General features: G+C 66.1%; 13 protein-coding genes and 1 pseudogene. 7 read left to right on the top strand and 7 right to left on the bottom strand.

What is annotated here, in order from left to right:
- Nucleotides 1-209: 209 nt before the first annotated feature.
- On the bottom strand, nt 210-2,012 hold the full coding sequence (locus ABN028_RS02420; protein WP_349328774.1) for an extracellular solute-binding protein: 1,803 nt from the start codon (nt 2,010-2,012) through the stop codon (nt 210-212).
- Nucleotides 2,013-2,648: 636 nt separating this feature from the next.
- On the opposite strand from ABN028_RS02420, the gene ABN028_RS35240 reads away from it, so the two are divergent.
- The 3 genes from ABN028_RS35240 to ABN028_RS02405 all read left to right on the top strand — a co-directional run bounded on the left by ABN028_RS35240 (nt 2,649) and on the right by ABN028_RS02405 (nt 7,245).
- A complete protein-coding gene (locus ABN028_RS35240; protein ID WP_502877586.1) occupies nt 2,649-3,341 on the top strand; it encodes a GntR family transcriptional regulator in 693 nt (230 codons plus the stop codon).
- Nucleotides 3,342-3,389: 48 nt separating this feature from the next.
- Nucleotides 3,390-4,865 carry an alpha-L-fucosidase gene (locus ABN028_RS02410; protein ID WP_349695460.1) on the top strand — a complete coding sequence of 492 codons (1,476 nt, stop codon included), beginning with the start codon at nt 3,390-3,392 and terminating at the stop codon, nt 4,863-4,865.
- Between the two features lie 61 nt (nt 4,866-4,926).
- Nucleotides 4,927-7,245 (top strand): ATP-binding protein, encoded by a 2,319-nt coding sequence (locus ABN028_RS02405; RefSeq protein WP_349695459.1) that lies wholly within the window; start codon nt 4,927-4,929, stop codon nt 7,243-7,245.
- A gap of 99 nt (nt 7,246-7,344) precedes the next feature.
- On the opposite strand, the gene ABN028_RS02400 is transcribed toward ABN028_RS02405, so the two are convergent.
- Complete coding sequence (locus ABN028_RS02400; RefSeq protein ID WP_349328778.1) at nt 7,345-8,373, bottom strand: AI-2E family transporter; 1,029 nt, start codon at nt 8,371-8,373, stop codon at nt 7,345-7,347.
- A gap of 301 nt (nt 8,374-8,674) precedes the next feature.
- Between ABN028_RS02400 and ABN028_RS02395 the strand changes: the two genes are divergently transcribed.
- Nucleotides 8,675-9,373 carry an HdeD family acid-resistance protein gene (locus ABN028_RS02395; protein WP_349695458.1) on the top strand — a complete coding sequence of 233 codons (699 nt, stop codon included), beginning with the start codon at nt 8,675-8,677 and terminating at the stop codon, nt 9,371-9,373.
- A 20-nt stretch (nt 9,374-9,393) separates the two neighbouring features.
- Here ABN028_RS02395 and ABN028_RS02390 read toward each other — a convergent pair whose 3' ends face one another.
- Nucleotides 9,394-10,494, bottom strand: a complete 1,101-nt coding sequence (locus ABN028_RS02390) for an enolase C-terminal domain-like protein (protein ID WP_349695457.1) — start codon at nt 10,492-10,494, stop codon at nt 9,394-9,396.
- Nucleotides 10,495-11,012: 518 nt separating this feature from the next.
- Nucleotides 11,013-11,693 carry a spermine/spermidine synthase domain-containing protein gene (locus ABN028_RS02385; RefSeq protein WP_349328781.1) on the bottom strand — a complete coding sequence of 227 codons (681 nt, stop codon included), beginning with the start codon at nt 11,691-11,693 and terminating at the stop codon, nt 11,013-11,015.
- A 251-nt stretch (nt 11,694-11,944) separates the two neighbouring features.
- On the opposite strand from ABN028_RS02385, the gene ABN028_RS02380 reads away from it, so the two are divergent.
- Nucleotides 11,945-13,084 carry a carboxylate-amine ligase gene (locus tag ABN028_RS02380; protein ID WP_349695456.1) on the top strand — a complete coding sequence of 380 codons (1,140 nt, stop codon included), beginning with the start codon at nt 11,945-11,947 and terminating at the stop codon, nt 13,082-13,084.
- Nucleotides 13,085-13,094: 10 nt separating this feature from the next.
- On the top strand, nt 13,095-14,144 hold the full coding sequence (locus ABN028_RS02375; RefSeq protein WP_349695455.1) for an iron-containing redox enzyme family protein: 1,050 nt from the start codon (nt 13,095-13,097) through the stop codon (nt 14,142-14,144).
- On the opposite strand, the gene ABN028_RS02370 is transcribed toward ABN028_RS02375, so the two are convergent.
- The 3 genes from ABN028_RS02370 to ABN028_RS02360 all read right to left on the bottom strand — a co-directional run bounded on the left by ABN028_RS02370 (nt 14,141) and on the right by ABN028_RS02360 (nt 16,030).
- A complete protein-coding gene (locus tag ABN028_RS02370; RefSeq protein WP_349695454.1) occupies nt 14,141-14,317 on the bottom strand; it encodes a CDGSH iron-sulfur domain-containing protein in 177 nt (58 codons plus the stop codon). The two genes, ABN028_RS02375 and ABN028_RS02370, sit on opposite strands and share 4 nt — an antisense overlap.
- 91 nt (nt 14,318-14,408) lie before the next feature.
- Nucleotides 14,409-15,074: a HemK2/MTQ2 family protein methyltransferase gene (locus ABN028_RS02365; RefSeq protein ID WP_349695453.1), complete on the bottom strand. Its 666-nt coding sequence runs from the start codon at nt 15,072-15,074 to the stop codon at nt 14,409-14,411.
- 257 nt (nt 15,075-15,331) lie between these two features.
- Nucleotides 15,332-16,030, bottom strand: a complete 699-nt coding sequence (locus ABN028_RS02360) for an MFS transporter (RefSeq protein WP_349695452.1) — start codon at nt 16,028-16,030, stop codon at nt 15,332-15,334.
- Between ABN028_RS02360 and narH the strand changes: the two are divergent.
- Nucleotides 15,951-17,161, top strand: a pseudogene (gene narH, locus ABN028_RS02355) (nitrate reductase subunit beta); the annotation flags it as partial. The gene ABN028_RS02360 and the pseudogene narH sit on opposite strands and share 80 nt — an antisense overlap.
- Nucleotides 17,162-17,400 lie beyond the last annotated feature (239 nt).

Below are 17,400 nucleotides of genomic sequence, written 5' to 3'. Positions count from 1 at the left end.
ACACCGCGAGCGGATCACTCATCGAAGCGGACAGGATGAATACCAGGGGATAGAGCACGGCGAGAAGGAACAACGTCAGCACGACGTAGTTCGAAATCGTGAAGATCCGATCGGACCGGGTCTCCCTTATCCTGACGGCTGTGGAAGCCACGCCACCCCTCCTCGCCCGCTCGTTCGACTGGTTTCTTGGTCGTTGTGCGACGTTCGGGTCAGGCGTACTTCTCCTCATAGGCCGCCTGGTAGGCATTCAGGTAGTTCGCCACGCCCATCCGGTCGAAGGTGTCGACGTACTTCTGCCACGCCGCGTCGTCGTTGATGTCGAGCTGTCCCATGGTGAACTTCGCCTCGTGCTGCAGCACGTGGTTCTCGATCGACGTGGCCAGCTCACCAGTAACTGCGGCCTGATCCTCCGTCAGGTAGACCGGCGGGAGCTGCAGGCTCCGGTCCTGGCGCAGGTTGTAGTACTTCTGGGACTCCTCGTACAACGGCTTCTCGAACGTCGGCTTCTCCGGGTCGACAACCTCGCCGAGCCGGAAGTCACTCGACCGGTAGTTCACACCGAGCTGGCCCCACCACAGGCCGTCGTCGGGAGGCCAGGTCCCGATCGTGGTCCACAGAGCCTGCTTGCCGTTGATCCCGACCTCGCCGTCCTTGGCATATCGCCAGTCCTTGCCGTTGTACGCCTGCAGCTGCGCCTCGAGCTCGTACTGCCCGTCGGCCCACGCCACCGCGACCTCGGGGTTCTTGCAGGCGCTGGTGACGACGAAGCCACCGTTGATCCCCGCCGCACCGTAGTAGTTCCAGTGGGCCGTCGCGGTTCCGTCCGGGCCTTTCAGGGTCGGAACACAGACGTAGTCGCGCCAACGCGCCTTGGGGTCCTCGACGTCAACGGTCACGAAGTTTCCCCAGTCCCACACCCGAGCGGCTCCCAGGATGTTGTCGCCGGCACTGTTCCCGACCCGCTGCAGCGCCTCGACATCTTGGGTGAACGCTTCCTTGGCGAGCAGCCCCTGGCTGAACAGCCGATTCTGGTAGCGCAAACCCTCACGCCACTCGGGCTTGTTCGCCACGAAGTCGACCTTGCTGTCGTTCAAGAACAGCCACGGAGGATCCATCCACGGTCCTGGGTTGTAGATGAACGACCCCATGAAGAAGTTGCTCAACGGCTGGTCCGAGACGCCCGACAGCGGCACCTCGTCCTTCTTCCCGTTGCCGTTCGGGTCGCCGTTGGCGAACCCCTTCAACGCTTCCTCGAACTCGTCCAGCGTCTCCGGCACGCCGAGGCCGAGCTTGTCCAACCACGCCTTGTTGATCCACATCCGTTGGATGCCGCAGTTGCAGTGGAAACAGTCGTTGACGTACGGCATCGTGTAGATGTTGCCGTCGTTGGCGGTGATGAGGTCCTTGACGTCCGGGTAGTCCTTGAACATCCCCTTGATCTCGGCGCCGTAGTCCTCGATCAGCTCATTCAGGGGGATGAACATTCCCTGCGAGCCGTACAGCATCTGCTGCGCCGGACTGAAGTTGATGTTCATGAAAGCGTCGGGAACGTCGCCGGACGCGATCATGGCGTTGACCTTCGTCAAGGCGTCCGGCGAGCCGGCCTCGCCGGCCACCACCTGCCACTCGACGTGGACACCGGTCTTGTCCTCGTACCACTTGCTGAAGGCGTTGTCCTTCCAGTCACCGACCGACGTGCTCTGTGGCACGACGATCTTCAACGTGACCTTCTCCTTCACGATCGTCGCCTTCTTCGACGCGATCGGGCCGACATAGCCCTCGGGATAGATGACGTCCTGGTTCGGTGTGGACTTCGGGCCACCCTTCGGCACCAGTGCTTTCTCGGCCGGCCCGCCCCCCTCCGGCTCGCCACCACCGCTGCACGCGGCCACCAGGGAGCCTGCCGTCGCCGCCGACAAGCCCAGACCTAGCGCACGGGTGACGAATTGCCGTCGGGAGAAGCCACTCTGTCCGATGTGCGGTGCCGACTCATGCCACTCTTCAACTGCCATGTGCGTACTCCTCTGTGCTGGGAAGGTCGACTGTCGGACTGACCCCCGTCGCTTGGATCACGGTTGTAGATCGGAAGCGGACGAGCCAGGAACACCTCGAGGTGTGCGCATCGCCCACGTGGCCAGAGGGTCACCACCGCCGTGTCGTTGTGACGAGGGGCGGTGTTCGCGCCAGTACCGTCTGGAACCGGCGTCCGCTCTGGACTCACCGCAACCTCCCTCGGACACCGTTCAGCGTCTGATCGGCTCATTGCCTGGTGGCACTACAGACAGCTGCTTGGTGGTTCCGGCGAGCCGTTCCGATTGCCGCGTTGGCTGGGTGGCCAACTTCCACCCGCCGCGAGCCGATGCAGGCCACGGGTGCATGAACCGGGAGTCGAGGTCTGGCGCCCACCCGGCTGGAGAGTGCCGCTTGATGTGGGCAAGAATCTATACGATAGATATGTAGTGTCTAGAGTCGTGGCCAAATTCGGCCGCCGGTGAATGCGGGCAGTCGCTGCGGGCGCTGCGCTCCCCCCACGGACTGGGCATAGGCCTAGGATCGACAGTCGCGATCGACCAGCCTGCGCAAAGTTCGCGAGTGCAGATTTGTGTGTATGTATATATTCTTAGTGCCTGCATGGCACCGGGACCTGGATGGTGAACGTGTCGACTGACCCTCTCCCACTCGAGCGGCTCGCACCGCGACGAGTGCTTGTCGACGAGGCAGTCGCCGCGGTCCGCAACCTGTTGATGGACCAGACGATCCGCCCCGGCCAAAGCCTGATCATTGGCCGACTCGCTACGGCGCTGGGGGTCTCGCACACGCCCGTTCGCGAGGCGCTCGCGAGCCTGGAGTCAGAAGGACTCGTCGTCAAGCGACCACAACGCGGATACTTCGCGACCGAGTTGCTGACGAACGAGGAAGTGAGAGAGCTCTTCGAGCTCCGACTCCTTCTCGAGCCCTGGGCCGCCGCAGAGGTCGCCGCCGCCTCCCGACACATCGATGTCAGCGGACTCCGAGCAGAGCTTGACCAATTCGCCACCTCGCTACGATCCGGACCGGAGCCTCCATACCGGCTGCTCTGTGACCATGACATCCGCTTCCATGGCCTCCTGATGCGACTGTGCGGAAACCGTCAGGTCGCACAGGCCTTCGCGCGTACCCACTGCCACCTCCATCTCCTTCGTATCCAAAGTCGAGCATCGAAGGCTGATGTCACCAGGCAGGAACATGAAGCCATCGTGTCCGCGATCGAAAGCCGTGACCTTGACGCTGCGGCCGACGCGATGCGTACTCACCTGAACGAGTCATGCCGGCGCGCAATCTCACTCCGGTGCCAGACATAGGAGTGACCTATCCGGTCGCCTCACATGTGACAGACAGGGAGAGGGTTGATGGCTGCCTCCGACATTCGAACAGCGGCTGACCTCGCTGCGGTACGCCCGACCGACCGACAGCTCCGCTGGCAGTCCCTGGAGTTCTATGCGTTCATCCACTTCGGCATGAACACGATGACCGGACGCGAGTGGGGCGTGGGCGACGAGAGTCCGTCGGCTTTCGACCCTGCCAACCTGGATGCTGACCAGTGGATGTCCGCTTTCGCCCGCGCCGGCATGAAGGGCGCGATCCTGACAGCCAAGCACCACGACGGCTTCTGCCTCTGGCCGAGTCGACTGACCCAGCACTCTGTCGCTGCCTCGCCGTGGCAGGGTGGTCAGGGAGACGTCGTCGCAGAAGCCGCCTCGGCGGCCGAACGACATGGCTTGGCGTTCGGAATCTACCTGTCACCGTGGGACCGGAGTGAAGCGTCCTACGGCACCGGTGAACCGTACAACGACTTTTTCGTGGCTCAGCTCGAGGAGCTGTTGACGAACTACGGCAAGCTCTTCTCGGTGTGGTTCGACGGAGCCAACGGCGAGGCCGCGGACGGCAGGCAACAGGTGTACGACTGGGAGCGCTACTACGCGACCATCCGCAAACTTCAGCCCGATGCCGTCATCAACGTCTGTGGGCCAGACGTACGGTGGTGCGGAAACGAGGCGGGGCACACGCGCCAGGACGAATGGAGCGTGGTCTCCCGGACGCTGCAGGACACCGAGCGCATCGCGAACCAGTCACAACACGTGGACGACGGAACGTTCGCCAGACTGGTCCGCAGCAACGAGGAAGACCTCGGAAGCCGTGCCGCGCTCGCCGGGTACGACGAACTGATCTGGTATCCCGCCGAGGTCAACACGTCGATTCGTCCCGGCTGGTTCTACCACCAAGCCGAGGACGTCCGGGTGCGGAATGTGGCGGAGCTCTTCAGCATCTACCGTTCGTCCGTAGGCGGGAACTCCACATTCCTCCTCAACGTTCCTCCGACGCCGCACGGCCTGCTCGCTGCGCCCGACGTGGCGACGCTGGCAGAACTCGGCGACATGATCTCTGGCCTCCGCGATCGCACGATAGGCGCAGAGATCTCGTTCTCGTCCGGAGCTGTGGTGGAAGGGGCGACGCAGCAATCCGTGGCGAGACGATGGGGCAGCGATCTCCCACCGGACCCGACCCTGGACCTTGCCAACGGCACCGGGTGGTGGCAGCCAGACGAGGACGACGCTGCTGCGTCGATCACCGTCAACCTGGGCAGCGATACGGTGGTCGAAGCACTGATCCTGAAAGAGGAGATCTCGCTGGGCCAGCGCCTGGAACACGTTGTGGTGTCGGGACACCGTGACGGAGCCACCGCCATCCTGGCCGAGGCAACCTGTGTCGGCTACCAGCGAATTCTCACCTTCCCCCCAGCGAACGTCGACGCGGTGACGGTCGAGTTCAGGCAGGCGCGCGACACCCCCGCAATCGCAGGACTCAGGCTCGTCCGCGCCGGATGAACGGTCGTTCTCGATCACGGCCCCATACACCTCAACCGACATCCGATAACGTGAAGATGTCATGCCGCCCATTGATCGGGGGTTTGCGAACCTTCCCCCGGAGTTCACCAACTTCGTCGGCCGTCGGCATGAGCTGACCGATGTGCGGCGATTGTTGGCTTCGTCGCGTCTGGTGACGTTGACCGGGCGAGGCGGTGTCGGCAAAACTCGGCTCGCGCTCCGGGTGGCCACGAACGTACGGCGCGCATTCGGCGATGGGGTCTGGCTGGTCGAGCTCGACCGGTTGCAAGACCCGGAACTGCTCGCCGAGACCGTGACAGTAGCGCTGGGTCTGCGTGAGCCGTTCGAGGGCCCGCCGATGACAGTGTTGGAGCATTACCTCGCCTCCCGCCAGCTCCTGCTGGTCATGGACAACTGCGAGCATCTGGTGGACGCCGTCGCGAAGCTGGTCGCCACCTTGCTGCGTTCCTGCCCGGAGCTGCGGGTGTTGGCCACCAGCCGCGAGCCACTGAGTACCTACGGAGAAGTCACGTTGCCGGTGCCGTCTCTGCCGTTGCCGGACGAACAACTGCCGGCCTCCCCACAGGAATTGTTCCGGATCGAGGCGGTGGCCCTGTTCGTCGACCGGGCGACGGCCGTAGCGCCTGGATTCGCCCTCACCCGGGACAACCAGGCCGCCGTGGCGGAGATCTGTCGCCGGCTGGACGGCCTGCCGCTCGCGATCGAGCTGGCGGCGGCGCGGCTGCGGGTGTTGAGGCCGCAGGAGATCGCCGACCGGCTGAAGGATCGGTTCCGGCTGCTGGACAAGGGCCCACGCGGCGCTCCCACCCGACAGCAGACGCTGCTGTCCTGCATCGAGTGGAGCTATGACCTTTGTTCCACGCAGGAACAGCTGCTCTGGACCCGGCTGGCAGTCTTCGCCGGCGGCTTCGACCTGGACGCCGCGGAGTCCATCACCGCCGGGGAGGACCTGGTGGCGGACGTCGTGCTCGAGGTCGTGGCCTCGCTGGTCGACAAGTCGATCGTGATCCGGGAAGGAGATGCGAAGCTCGCTCGCTACCGGCTGCTGGACACCATCCGGGAGTTCGGCCGGGTGAAGCTACAGGAGACCGGCGAGTTCAGCGCGCTGCGCCGACGGCATCGGGACTGGTATGCCCAGCTCGTCGAGCGCGCTGACACCGAGTGGGTCGGCCCTCGCCAGGTGGACTGGCTCACCCTGCTCGACCGGGAGCAGCCAAACATCCGCGCCGCACTGGAGTTCGCCCTCAGCGAGCGTGCTGATGCCCGAACCGCTCTCCGGATGGCCGCCACGCTGTACTCGTACTGGATCGCCCGCGGGCCACTCAGCGAGGGGCGGCGCTGGCTCGACCAAGCCCTAGCCTGCCCTGTTGAGATCAGTTCCGACCGAGTCCGCGCCCTCTATGCGTGCAGCATGCTGGCCGGGCATCAGGGCGACTTTCCCGTGGAGTCGGCCCGCGCGGACGAGGGTGGCGACGTGGCCCGGAAGCTGGGCGATCCTTCGATGAGCGCGCTGATCAATCTCGCCAACGGGTATCTGGCCCACTGGAACGGAGATCTCGCCCGCGGTCCCGTACTTCTGGGGGCCGCTCTCGACGTCTTCCGCGCCGACAACAATCTCCGTGGGCTCCTCGAAGCCCTCTTCGCACTTTCGCTGATGAGCATCCAGCACGATCCGAAGCGAGCACTCGCCTGCCAGCGGGAGATGCTCGCGATCACCGAGCCTCGCAACGAGGTCTGGTTCCGCTCGCTGGCCCTGTGGAGTCTCGGACTCACGACCTGGCTGCAGGGAGAGGCCCGACAGGCGGTCGACCTCGTACGCGGGAGCCTGCGCCTGAAACGCTCGATCGGCGACCTGCTTGGTATTGCCTGGTGTCTGGAAGCTCTGGCCTGGATCGCGGCGAGCGAGAACGATCACGATCCCCAGCATGCCGCCACGCTGCTCGGCTCCGCCAAGAACCTCATGGAAGCCATTGGTACGTCCCCCTCGATTGGCCAGTTCACTCTGCCGTACCACGGAGAATGCGAGCGGCGTACTCGCCTCGAGCTCGGCGGGGAGGCGTTCGATGCGGCCCTTCAGGACGGCAGGGATCTCGGCCTGCCGGCAGCCCTCGCGTACGCCTTGGGCGAGAGCGTTCGGACAACGCCAGAACCCGCCGCCATCGAGGCGATCCTCACCCCCCGCGAGCGTGAGGTGGCCGAGCTGATCGCCCAAGGGTCGAGCAACAAGGACATCGCCCGCCACCTGGTGATCTCTCAGCGCACGGCCGAGGCCCACGTGGAACACATCCTGGTCAAGTTCGGATTCACCTCCCGAGCGCAGATCGCGGCCCGGGTCGTCGAAGGCAACGAGCTCGGCTAACCAACAGCGCACGATGTGGGCGAAACTCAGCTGGTCGGCGAGGTCGACGAGCGTTGCCCAGGATCCCCGGACGGGCCGAAAGCAGCGATGGTGGGGGCTTCATCTGGTCGACTTTCTCTGCGCAGAAAGCAGCGGCTGCAGCCAGGCTGCGTCCGGGTCGGCGTCGACGAGCAGCGCCTTGACGAGCAGGGTCAGCGGAACGGCCAGCAGCGCGCCGATCGCGCCGAGCGTGAAGGCCCAGAAGACCAGGGACAGCATCGTGAGCGTGGCGGAGACGTCGACGACATTGCCCACCACCTTCGGCTGGAGGACGCTCTGGATCGCCACGTTGGCGACGCTGTACGCCACAATGACGGCGATCATCATCCTCGGTCCGCCCTCGAGCAGCCCGATAACCGCGGGTGGCACCAGGCCGAGGACGAAGCCGATGTTCGGGATGTAGTTGGTGATGAACGACAGCAGACCCCACAGCAATGCTGCCGGAACACCGATCACCAGCAATGCTGCGACGTCGACCACGGCCACGGCGAGACCGAACACCGTGGAGACGACGAGATACCGTCGGGTTCCTGTCGCGAACGTGCTCAGCGCACGTGCCAGTCGGAGCCGCTCGGCCGGCATGGCGAGAAGCTTGTGCCCGAATCCGGCGGCGTCGGCGACCATGAACAGCAGCAGCGTGACGACGAAGCCGAGACTGGTAAGGACGCCGAGGGCGCCGCCGGCGACGCTGGTGGCCACGGTGACCAGCTTGTTGATATCGAGCGCGCCGGCCATCTCCTCCAGCTGCGTCTGGGTAAGGCCCAGGTCGGCGAGCCAGGCCAGCGTGCGGTCGAGCAGCCGGGCGAACTGGACCTGATATGCGGGCAGCAGCGTGGCGAAACGTGCGATCGCGCTGGCGAAGGACACCGCGAGGGCGAGCAGGCAAGCGTAGATGGCGGCCAGGCCGGCGATGGTGCCCACCCAGCCGGGAAGGCGACGGCGCTCGGCCCAGGTATGCAGCGGATGCACGGCGATTGTGAGCACCAGGGCAAGGAACGTCGGTCCGACGATGCCTGCGGCCTCACGCAGGCCCGCTATCACCAGGAACGTGGCCGCCAGTCCGACCAGAATGGTGACCGGTCGCGACATGCCCGACCCAGTGATCCCTTTGCGGGACATTAGTTCTCCTTGGGCCGCCCTCTTGCGCTCTTCCCGGGCACTGACTACGTGACGGGACGAACGGCCCCGCTCCATTCTCGGTCAGTGGTTCCAGCCCATCCTGCCGCCGACAGAGCCGTCGAGCGGACTCTTTGGCCCGGGCCGCTTCGGTGACCTTGGTCCCTGTAGCTGAGTGTCTGCACCTTCCTACGGTCGAGGAAGAGACAGGTGGGAGTGCCGGCACGTGCATCGGCTTACAGCTCGCCTGTACCCCAAGACCTCGGAGGAGCCGATGAGTAGTCCGCAGGCTGAATCGCCACGGTCCGAATCACCGCAGACTGGATCGGCCCAGCCTGAAACTTCGCAGGCTGACCTGCTCCCTGCTGGTCTGGCGCGGCTCGTGGGCCCGTGGTGGCTCTTTCTCCTGACCGGGATCGCGTGGCTGATCGTCTCGATGGTGATGTTGCGGTTCACCGCGACCTCGGCGTTCACCATCGGGATCCTCATGGGGGTCGTCTTCTTGGGGGCAATGGTCAACGAGTTCCTGATTGCGTCCGTCTGGTCGCCGTGGCGGTGGGCCCGCGTCCTGATGGGCTTCCTCTTCCTCGCCGGTGCGATCTGGGCGTTTGTCAGTCCACTGGACGCGTTCTGGGCCCTGGCGACCATCGTTGGGGCGCTGTTCATACTGCAGGGGGCGCTTGTCCTGATCACGTCCATCGAGTCCAGATTCGTGAACAGTGTCTGGTGGCTCGGGGCGGGCGCGGGCGTCATCGAGATCCTCATTGGCTTCTGGGCCTCACAGCAGCTGATTTCGTCCCGCGCGGCGCTGCTGATCTTCTACGTCGGGCTCCTGGCGCTGTTCCGTGGGTTCACCGAAATCGTGCTCGCGTTCGAGGTCAAAGCCGCACGGGACCGTTTGCCTGCAGAGACCGGTGTGCCGGCTCAACGCGGTCAGAGCCGCGCCCCCACGCGATCCGCCAGACGCGCTTGACGGGCGGCCCAAGGGCCGTCTCATGTATTCGGGGTGGAGATCGGGTCGAGGGGGATCCCGAAGCCGGGCGAATCGGGCACCGTGAGCAGACCGTCGTCGAACCGGTAGCCGCTGGTGTCGGCGCCCAGGGTCTGGCCGGGGACGCCTTCCACCACACCCACGTTGCCGAGACCGGCGGCGAGCTGTGCGGCGTACAACGTCTTGAGCGGCACTCCCCAGGCATGCGGCGAGGCGGTGACGCCAAGGTCCGCGAGTCGCGGCAGCAAGGATCGCCAGGCGGTAAAGCCGTACGACACGATGTCCAGTAGGACCACGTCGATCACGCCGGCCTCGGCGAACCGCAGCAGTTGTGCGACGTCCGGGTCGGTCTCACCCTCGGCGATGAGCGTCGACGACCCGGCCCGGTCCAGGGCCTTCCGAAGCCGGGTGAGGTCGTCGGCGTCATCCAGAAACGGCTCCTCCACCCAGTACAGGTCGCATTCGGCAACGGCGTCGAGATACCGCAGGAACCCGTCGCAGTCATAACCGTCATTGGCATCGACCAGGAGGTGCGCATCCGGGTAGGCCGCGCGGACGGCGTGGGTGACCTCGATGTCGCGGGCGTCCCCGGCTGCACGGTCGAGCCACCGGTTGCCGCGACCGATCTTGAGTTTGAACGCGCGGTACCCCATCGCGTAGTCCGCGGCGCAGTTCGCCAGCGGCGCGGCGACGCCGGACGGTGCGTCCTGGGGGTCCAGGTCGTCGAAGTAGATCGCACCGTCGTACGCCGGTATCGACGACTCGCCACACGCGCCGAGCAGCTGGTGGACCGGCAGGTTCAGCAGCTGACCGGCCAGGTCGTGCAGCGCGAAGTCCAGACCGAGGACGGTCGCATCGACGGTGCCGACGGCCGGGTCGAACAGCTCAGCCACCGTACGACCGACCACCTGTTCGGCGGGCGGGACTGCGCCGGCCACCAGACCCCAGCCACTGATGCCGGAATCGGTGTGGAGGATGACGACCTGGCTCTCGGGGCCAGAACCATGACTGCCGAGCCGGGCATTGCGGCCGATGGTGCGCGGGTAACGGGACCTGATGGTGGAGCGTTCAAGGTGGGTGATACGTGCGGACAGCGGGCTCATCGGCCTTCCTCCATGGCGTGGGCGCCGAGGGTGTCGGGCGCAACTCGTCGTCGTACCGTACGGGCCGTTGCTGCTGATCCGATCGCGATCTCTACGTCCCTGACGTCATACAGTACGAGCCGCAACTACGCGCCCGTCTGGTGGTTCCGCACGAAGACCTCGATCGACTGGCCGGCAGGGTTGGCTCAGCTGGGTGCGGCTCATCGGGCATTGAGCAGCGCACCGACCAACTGCCGAAGGTCCTCAGCTGTGCCCGCATCGCTGACGGGTCCTCGAGCGTACGGCAGAGGACGAAGGCGCGCCCGACCGATGATCTGGCTGCACACGCGTATCCAACAGCCGATCGATGAGTGGGTGTATCGCCTGACGCGCGGGCGGACCACCGCGCCCTCGTGGCTCTCGGATCTACCCATCGTCATGCTCACGACGACAGCGGCCACGTCGGATTCCCGTACTCGTCCTCGAGTCAGCCTGCTGACTCCCTGCCAAGGCGGCTGCGGCGGGCCGGGCGCGGTTCGTTACCGCGATGGTGTTCGGGCCACGTAGACAGTGTTGACTGCCTCGCGTCCCTGCAAGGGGTTGTGGAAGCGGACGACCTCGGCTTCTGCCGCTGCGAAGACTTCGGCGAGGACGGCGACGAACTCCTGGTCGGGCGGATCGTTCGACCAGAGTGCGAAGACGCCACCGGGATGGAGGTGCTCGGCGAGCCGCCGCAGTCCCGCCGGCAGATAGAACTCGGCATGACTGGGAGCCAGGACGTGGCGCGGAGAGTGATCGATGTCGACGATGATCGCGTGGAACCGCCGGCCCGGCTCGGCAGGATCTGGCCCCGTACCGGACCGGAGCATGGCGAAGAAGTCGCCATTGACGAGCCGGCACCGCCGGTCGGATGTCACCTCGGCCCCTGCGGGTATCAACCCACCTTGGTGCCAGTCGATCACCTCACCCAGCGCCTCGACGACAACCAACGAACGCACATTCGGGTGATCCAGTACGGCACTGGCGGTGAAACCGAGTCCGAGCCCACCCACGGCCACATCGACCTCGGTCCCGGACAGGCTGCCGAGCGCGAGGTGCGCCAGCTGCACCTCGGCAACCGTGAACAGGCTCGACATCAAGAACTCGTCGTCCAGCTTGATCTCGTACACCTCTTTGCCGACCTGGGGATCCCACCTGCGCCGCAGGCTGATCTCACCCATCTGGGTAGGCCGCGAGTCCAACACCCGAAACCGCGCGCTCACCATGCATCCGTTCCGCCCACATCCATTCCTGGATCGTAGGCGGACGCGGACCCATGCGAGGGCCTTGCCTCCTTTCGTGTCGCTGGCTTGTCGCGACCACGGCTGGGTACGACCAAGGGCGAAGCCTGGAGGCAGATCTTGGCGCCCCCTCCCCGTGCTCGCGTCGACGCGGTGATGGACGCCGACGCACGTGAGGACAAGGGGCGGCCATGGTCGTCGAGACGGTCGGCGTCGAGGAGGAGTACCTCCTGGTCGACCCGGTGTCCCGAAGGCCCTCGCCGGTGGCTCAGCGGGTCCTCGACCGTGCCCGAGCCACCGGCGCACTGCCTGCGCACGCCGAACTGCATCCCGAGCTCGTCGCCACCCAGATCGAGGCTGCCACGAGCCCGTGCGCCACCACAGAGGACATCCGCAAGGAGCTCGAGACCCTCCGGGCACTGCTGTGTCTCGTGGCACTCGAGGAGGATGCGCGGCTGGTTTCTGTCGGCCATCCCGTGTTGTTCGACAAGGCACCGCCCGTCATGGCCGGCGACCGCTTTGCCCGCATCACCGAGCTGTACGCCGAATCCGTACGCACGTACCAGGCGTGCGGATGCCACGTCCACGTGGGAACCCTGGACCGGGAGAGTGCCCTCCAGGTGGTGAACCGGCTGCGTCCGTGGCTTCCCACTCTGCTTGCCCTGTCGGCAAACTCCGCGTTTGACCGCGGCCGTGACACGTCGTATGACAGTTGGCGGATCATTCTCCAGTCGCAGTTTCCCGGCGCGGGAATTCCGCCGCACTTCCGTTCGGTCGCTCATTATGAGGACGAGCTGCAACGACTGATCGATGCGGGAATGCTCGTCGACGCGGACATGACGTTCTGGTTGGCGCGTCCGTCACGGCGGTTCCCCACGGTTGAGATCCGCGTCGCCGACGCGTGCGCGAGCGTCGCGGACACTGTGCTGCAGGCGGCGCTCACCCGGGCGCTGGTCCGGCGGGCTCTTGTCGATGTCGAAGCCGGCCGGGAGGTTCCGGAGTTCTCCGACCAGAGCGCCGCCGCCGCAATGTGGAGTGCAGCGCGACATGGACTCCGCGGTCCTGCCATCGATCCCATCCAGGGCGGCAGAATCCCGGCCATGGAACTACTTCGCCGGTTGCTTCGGCACGTACGCACACAACTGGACGAGTGCGGCGATCTCCCACTCGTCCAGGATCTGGTGGAGCGGACCCGCCGGACCGGGACGGGAGCGGCCCGGCAGCGAGAGGTCGCCCCGTCCGGACCGATGGCGATCGTCGACATGCTCATCGACCTGACGGCGCGGGAGGAGGACGTCCCCCAACGGTTTGCCCACCATGGCGACGGGTAGACCGACGCACGTGAGCGGCTCGGCGGCTGGTGTGGAGCCCGGGAACCCAGCACCAGGCGGAGCCCAGCGGTCGGCTCGCCATGAGCCTGTTCTTCCGACCCCGCGCGGGCACCTGTCGTCGGCGGTAACGCAGGCATTGAGCGGCGGCGGAGCGTCGGCACTCCTGGATCGTGACCCGATCGTCGCGGTCGATGCCTACAGCGACGACCTGCAACTCGCCCTCTACACCTGTTACGAACTGCACTATCGGTCGTTCGCTGGTGTGGACGGGCAGTGGGAATGGGATCCCGATCTGTTGCGGTTCCGCGGCGAGATGGAGCGCGCGTTTCTCACCGCACTGCACCGGGACGTCGTTCCCAGTAATGACATCGGGCAGGCGCTCGAACCACTTCTGGCCGAGCCGCTCGAAGCCGAAGGAGTTTCCCAGCATCTGAGAGACATTGGTGAGATGTGGCAGCTCCGCGAGCACATCGCCATGCGGTCGCTCTATCACCTCAAGGAGGCGGATCCGCATGCCTGGGTCATCCCTCGCCTGACCGGCCAGGCGAAAGCATCCCTGGTGGCTGTCGAGTACGACGAGTTCGGTGCCGGACGGCCAGCCCGTGCACATTCCCAGCTCTTCGCAGATCTCATGGCGGGTCTCGGTCTCGATACGCGCTACGGCTACTACCTCGACGCGGCCCCGGCAGAAATGATCGCAACCGTGAACCTCATGTCCTTGCTCGGCCTGCATCGTTCGCTCCGGGGAGCACTGGTCGGGCACTTCGCGGCGGCCGAGATCACGACGGCGCCGAGCGCCCGCCGGATGACCCGGGCCCTTGAACGACTGGGAGCCCCGGACGCCTGCCTGACCTTCTACCTCGAACACGTCGAGGCCGACGCCGTGCATGAGCAGGTGATGCGTCACGATGTCATCGGCGACCTGGTGAGCCACGAACCTGACCTCGGTCCCTCGATCGTCTTCGGCATCGACGCGACGACATGGCTTGAGGGCAGGGTCACCGCGCACCTGTTGACTTCCTGGGACCGCGGCCAGTCGTCCTTGCGGACAAGGGGTTAGGCGCCCATGTCCCGCCGTCCGCGGGTGCGACGTCGATGGCTCGTGTCGCAGAGGGGATAGGTGTTGCTCCGTCGGCACGTGCATACGGCCACGATGAAGCGGTCGGACCGCACGATGCCTTCGTCATGGACGAGTTCCACGGGTCCCTCGATCAAGATTGGGCCATCGGGCACGATCCTGACCGCGCGATGTTCCCAGTCGTGATGTCGACAGTCCCGACACTGGCACGACTCATCGCGACCTGGCGCGTCGCGGCCGATCGACTCACTCTCGGCTGGCACGGATCACGACCAACTCATCATCTCGTTGTCCCTGGCGGATGTAGCCCTGCTGTTCGAGCCAGCGCGCCCGTCGGCTCATCACCGGCCCGAACGGCACCTTCAACCGGTCGCGGACACGGGCATGAAGGCCCGCCTCCCGCAGCTGACGGATGGTCCTGTCCACGCCGCACAACGCGGACTGGACCAGCAACAGAATTCCGGACGCCGTGAGCACACGAGGCAACATCGCGCACAGCGGATCGAGGACGGCCCGACCGTCAGGTCCCGCGTCCCAGCGAGGGGAGGACTGCTGCCGGCGACCGTCCGTCCACGACCTCACGGTTCGCGTCGGCACGTACGGCGGATTTGCCAGAACCAGACTGAAGCGTTGGTCCAGGACGGGATCGAGCAGATGCCCCCGGCGTACCTCGAGCGGAAGGCGGCAGAAGAACGCATTGGCCCGGGCTGTCCAGACCGCACGCCGGGAAATGTCGACGGCGGTGACATTCTTCGCCCCGCCGCGGGCCGCCGCGACCGCAATTGCACCCGTACCCGTGCAGATGTCGAGGACACTCGCGTAGTCAGACACCGACTCGCGCCACAGCGACTCGACAAGCAGCCGCGTGTCGTGCTGCGGTGCGTACACCCCTGGAAGTCTCAGCAACCACATGACTGATCACCGTGCCTTCGGTGCAGAAATGAATATCACCACGGTGTGCCCGAGTTGCTGCCGACAGAGGAATTGCTCATGCCGGCGAGCCCGATTCCTTCGTACCATGAAGGACTGATCACTCGCCTGTGTCTCGCACTATTCGTGCCTCGGGAGCGGGCCTGGAATGTGCGTTATGAAAGCCCGTGGGAAGAAGGGGCCGACGAAATCCTCGCGACAGCTCGCGATAAAGCAGAGCCAGAGTCGCGGAGTCCGCGTCACTGGGGGACGGTCGACACGCGGCGGCGCACGGCGGTGGCGGTGAACGTGCAGGCCAGCGCGGCGGTGAGGGCGAGGAGGCCGTATCCCCAGGTGTAGTCGAGGGCAAGGCCGTAGACCGCGCCCATGACGAGTGGCGGGAAGAAGCCACCGAGGCCACCGGCGGCGCCGACGACGCCGGTGACCGCGCCGACCCGCTCCGGTGGCACGACCCGGGCGACGAGTGCGAACACCGCACCAGAGGATGATCCGAGGGCGGCGGCCATGCCGAGGAAGGCGACCGTCCCGACCGGGATCAGCGGCGGTTCGAACGCGGCGACGAGAGCGAGCACGGCCACGACCGCATACCCCCACGCGAGGACGGGCACCGCACCGATCCGGTCCGCCAGCCATCCGCCGACAGGTCGCGTGAGGACGGCGACGACGACGAAGCCCGCCGTGCGCAGGCCGGCGTCGGAGCGCTGCAGGTCATAGGCGGTGACGAGGTAGGTGGGCAGATAGACGCTGAACGCGACGAAACCGCCGAACGCGGCGGCGTAGAGGAAGGAGAGTTGCCAGGTCGCGACCAGCCGGAGGGTCGACCCGATGCGCGCGACGAGTGAGCCGGTCACGACGGTGTGGAAGGGCGGCTGGGTGCGTACGAAGAGCGGCCGGCTGAAGCTCAAGGCCGGCGGCCGGTTCCGCAAGCTGCTCACCATCTTCGCCAACCCGGTGCTGCCGAACATCCGCGACTACTACGAGCCCTGGACCTACGACTACGAGAACCTCACCAACGCGCCTCTCGGCGACGACTTTCCGGTCGCCCAACCCAAGTCACTGATCTCCGGCGAGCCGATGCAGGTGGAATGGAGCGCGAACTGGGACGACAGCCTCGGCGGGGGCGCGGAGGTGGCAGATGCCGACCCGATCGTGGAACGGGTCGCAAACAGGCAGAGGACAAGATCCGCCTCGAGTACGAGCGGACGTTCATGTTCTACCTGCCGCGGATCTGCGAGCACTGCCTCAACCCGTCGTGCGTGGCGTCGTGCCCGTCCGGCGCGATGTACAAACGGGCCGAGGACGGCATCGTGCTGGTCGACCAGGACAGGTGCCGCGGTTGGCGGATGTGCGTGACCGGGTGTCCGTACAAGAAGGTCTACTTCAACCACCGCACCGGCAAGGCGGAGAAGTGCACGTTCTGCTATCCCCGGGTCGAGGTGGGCCAGCCGACGGTGTGCTCGGAGACCTGCGTGGGCCGGTTGCGCTACATCGGGCTGTTCCTCTACGACGCCGACCGGGTGACCGAGGCGGCGTCCGTCGCCGACGAGAAGGAGCTGTACGCCGCCCAGCTCGACGTGCTCCTCGATCCGAACGACCCGGACGTGATCGCCGCCGCCCGGCGCGACGGCATCGCCGAGGACTGGATCAGCGCGGCCCAGCGCTCTCCGGTCTACGCGCTGGCGAAGGACTACCGCGTGGCGCTGCCGCTGCATCCGGAGTTCCGGACGATGCCGATGGTGTGGTACGTCCCGCCGCTCTCACCCGTCGTCGACGCGCTCGCCGAGACCGGCCACGACGGCGAGGACGTCGACAACCTGTTCGGCGCCATCGACGCGATGCGTATCCCGATCGAGTACCTCGCGGAACTGTTCACCGCCGGCGACCCTGCGCCGGTGCGGCGGGTGCTGCAGAAGCTGTCCGCCATGCGTGCGTACATGCGGGCGATCAACCTCGGCGACGTGCCGGACGAGTCCATCGCGACGGCGGCCGGCAGCACCGGCGCGGAGCTCGCCGCCCTCTACCGGCTGTTGGCCATCGCGAAGTACGACGAGCGCTACGTGATCCCCACGGCGTACGAGGTCGAAGGCCGCCAGCTCGAGGAGATCGGGTGCAGTCTCGACTACGACGGTGGCCCCGGGATGTACGAAAGCGGGCCTTTCGGCGAGGCGTCCGGGCGGCCGACGCCTGTCTCGGTCGAGACGTTCCACGCCCTCAAGGACCGCCAGACCGGCGAGGGTATCGCCGACCCCGAACGCAAGCGGACCCAGATCAACCTGCTCAACTGGGACGGCCAGGGCATGCCCACAGG

This window comes from Actinopolymorpha sp. B17G11, assembly GCF_040196095.1.
In the GTDB taxonomy this organism is placed as follows: domain Bacteria; phylum Actinomycetota; class Actinomycetes; order Propionibacteriales; family Actinopolymorphaceae; genus Thermasporomyces.
This window is presented reverse-complemented; position numbering and strand designations above follow the sequence as displayed.

Coding starts and splice junctions, on each gene's coding strand:
- ABN028_RS02420 (WP_349328774.1), bottom strand. CDS start 2,012: ATGGCAGTTGAAGAGTGGCATGAGTCGGCACCGCACATCGGACAGAGT.
- ABN028_RS35240 (WP_502877586.1), top strand. CDS start 2,649: ATGGTGAACGTGTCGACTGACCCTCTCCCACTCGAGCGGCTCGCACCG.
- ABN028_RS02410 (WP_349695460.1), top strand. CDS start 3,390: ATGGCTGCCTCCGACATTCGAACAGCGGCTGACCTCGCTGCGGTACGC.
- ABN028_RS02405 (WP_349695459.1), top strand. CDS start 4,927: ATGCCGCCCATTGATCGGGGGTTTGCGAACCTTCCCCCGGAGTTCACC.
- ABN028_RS02400 (WP_349328778.1), bottom strand. CDS start 8,373: ATGTCGCGACCGGTCACCATTCTGGTCGGACTGGCGGCCACGTTCCTG.
- ABN028_RS02395 (WP_349695458.1), top strand. CDS start 8,675: ATGAGTAGTCCGCAGGCTGAATCGCCACGGTCCGAATCACCGCAGACT.
- ABN028_RS02390 (WP_349695457.1), bottom strand. CDS start 10,494: ATGAGCCCGCTGTCCGCACGTATCACCCACCTTGAACGCTCCACCATC.
- ABN028_RS02385 (WP_349328781.1), bottom strand. CDS start 11,693: ATGGGTGAGATCAGCCTGCGGCGCAGGTGGGATCCCCAGGTCGGCAAA.
- ABN028_RS02380 (WP_349695456.1), top strand. CDS start 11,945: ATGGTCGTCGAGACGGTCGGCGTCGAGGAGGAGTACCTCCTGGTCGAC.
- ABN028_RS02365 (WP_349695453.1), bottom strand. CDS start 15,074: ATGTGGTTGCTGAGACTTCCAGGGGTGTACGCACCGCAGCACGACACG.
- ABN028_RS02360 (WP_349695452.1), bottom strand. CDS start 16,030: ATGGTGAGCAGCTTGCGGAACCGGCCGCCGGCCTTGAGCTTCAGCCGG.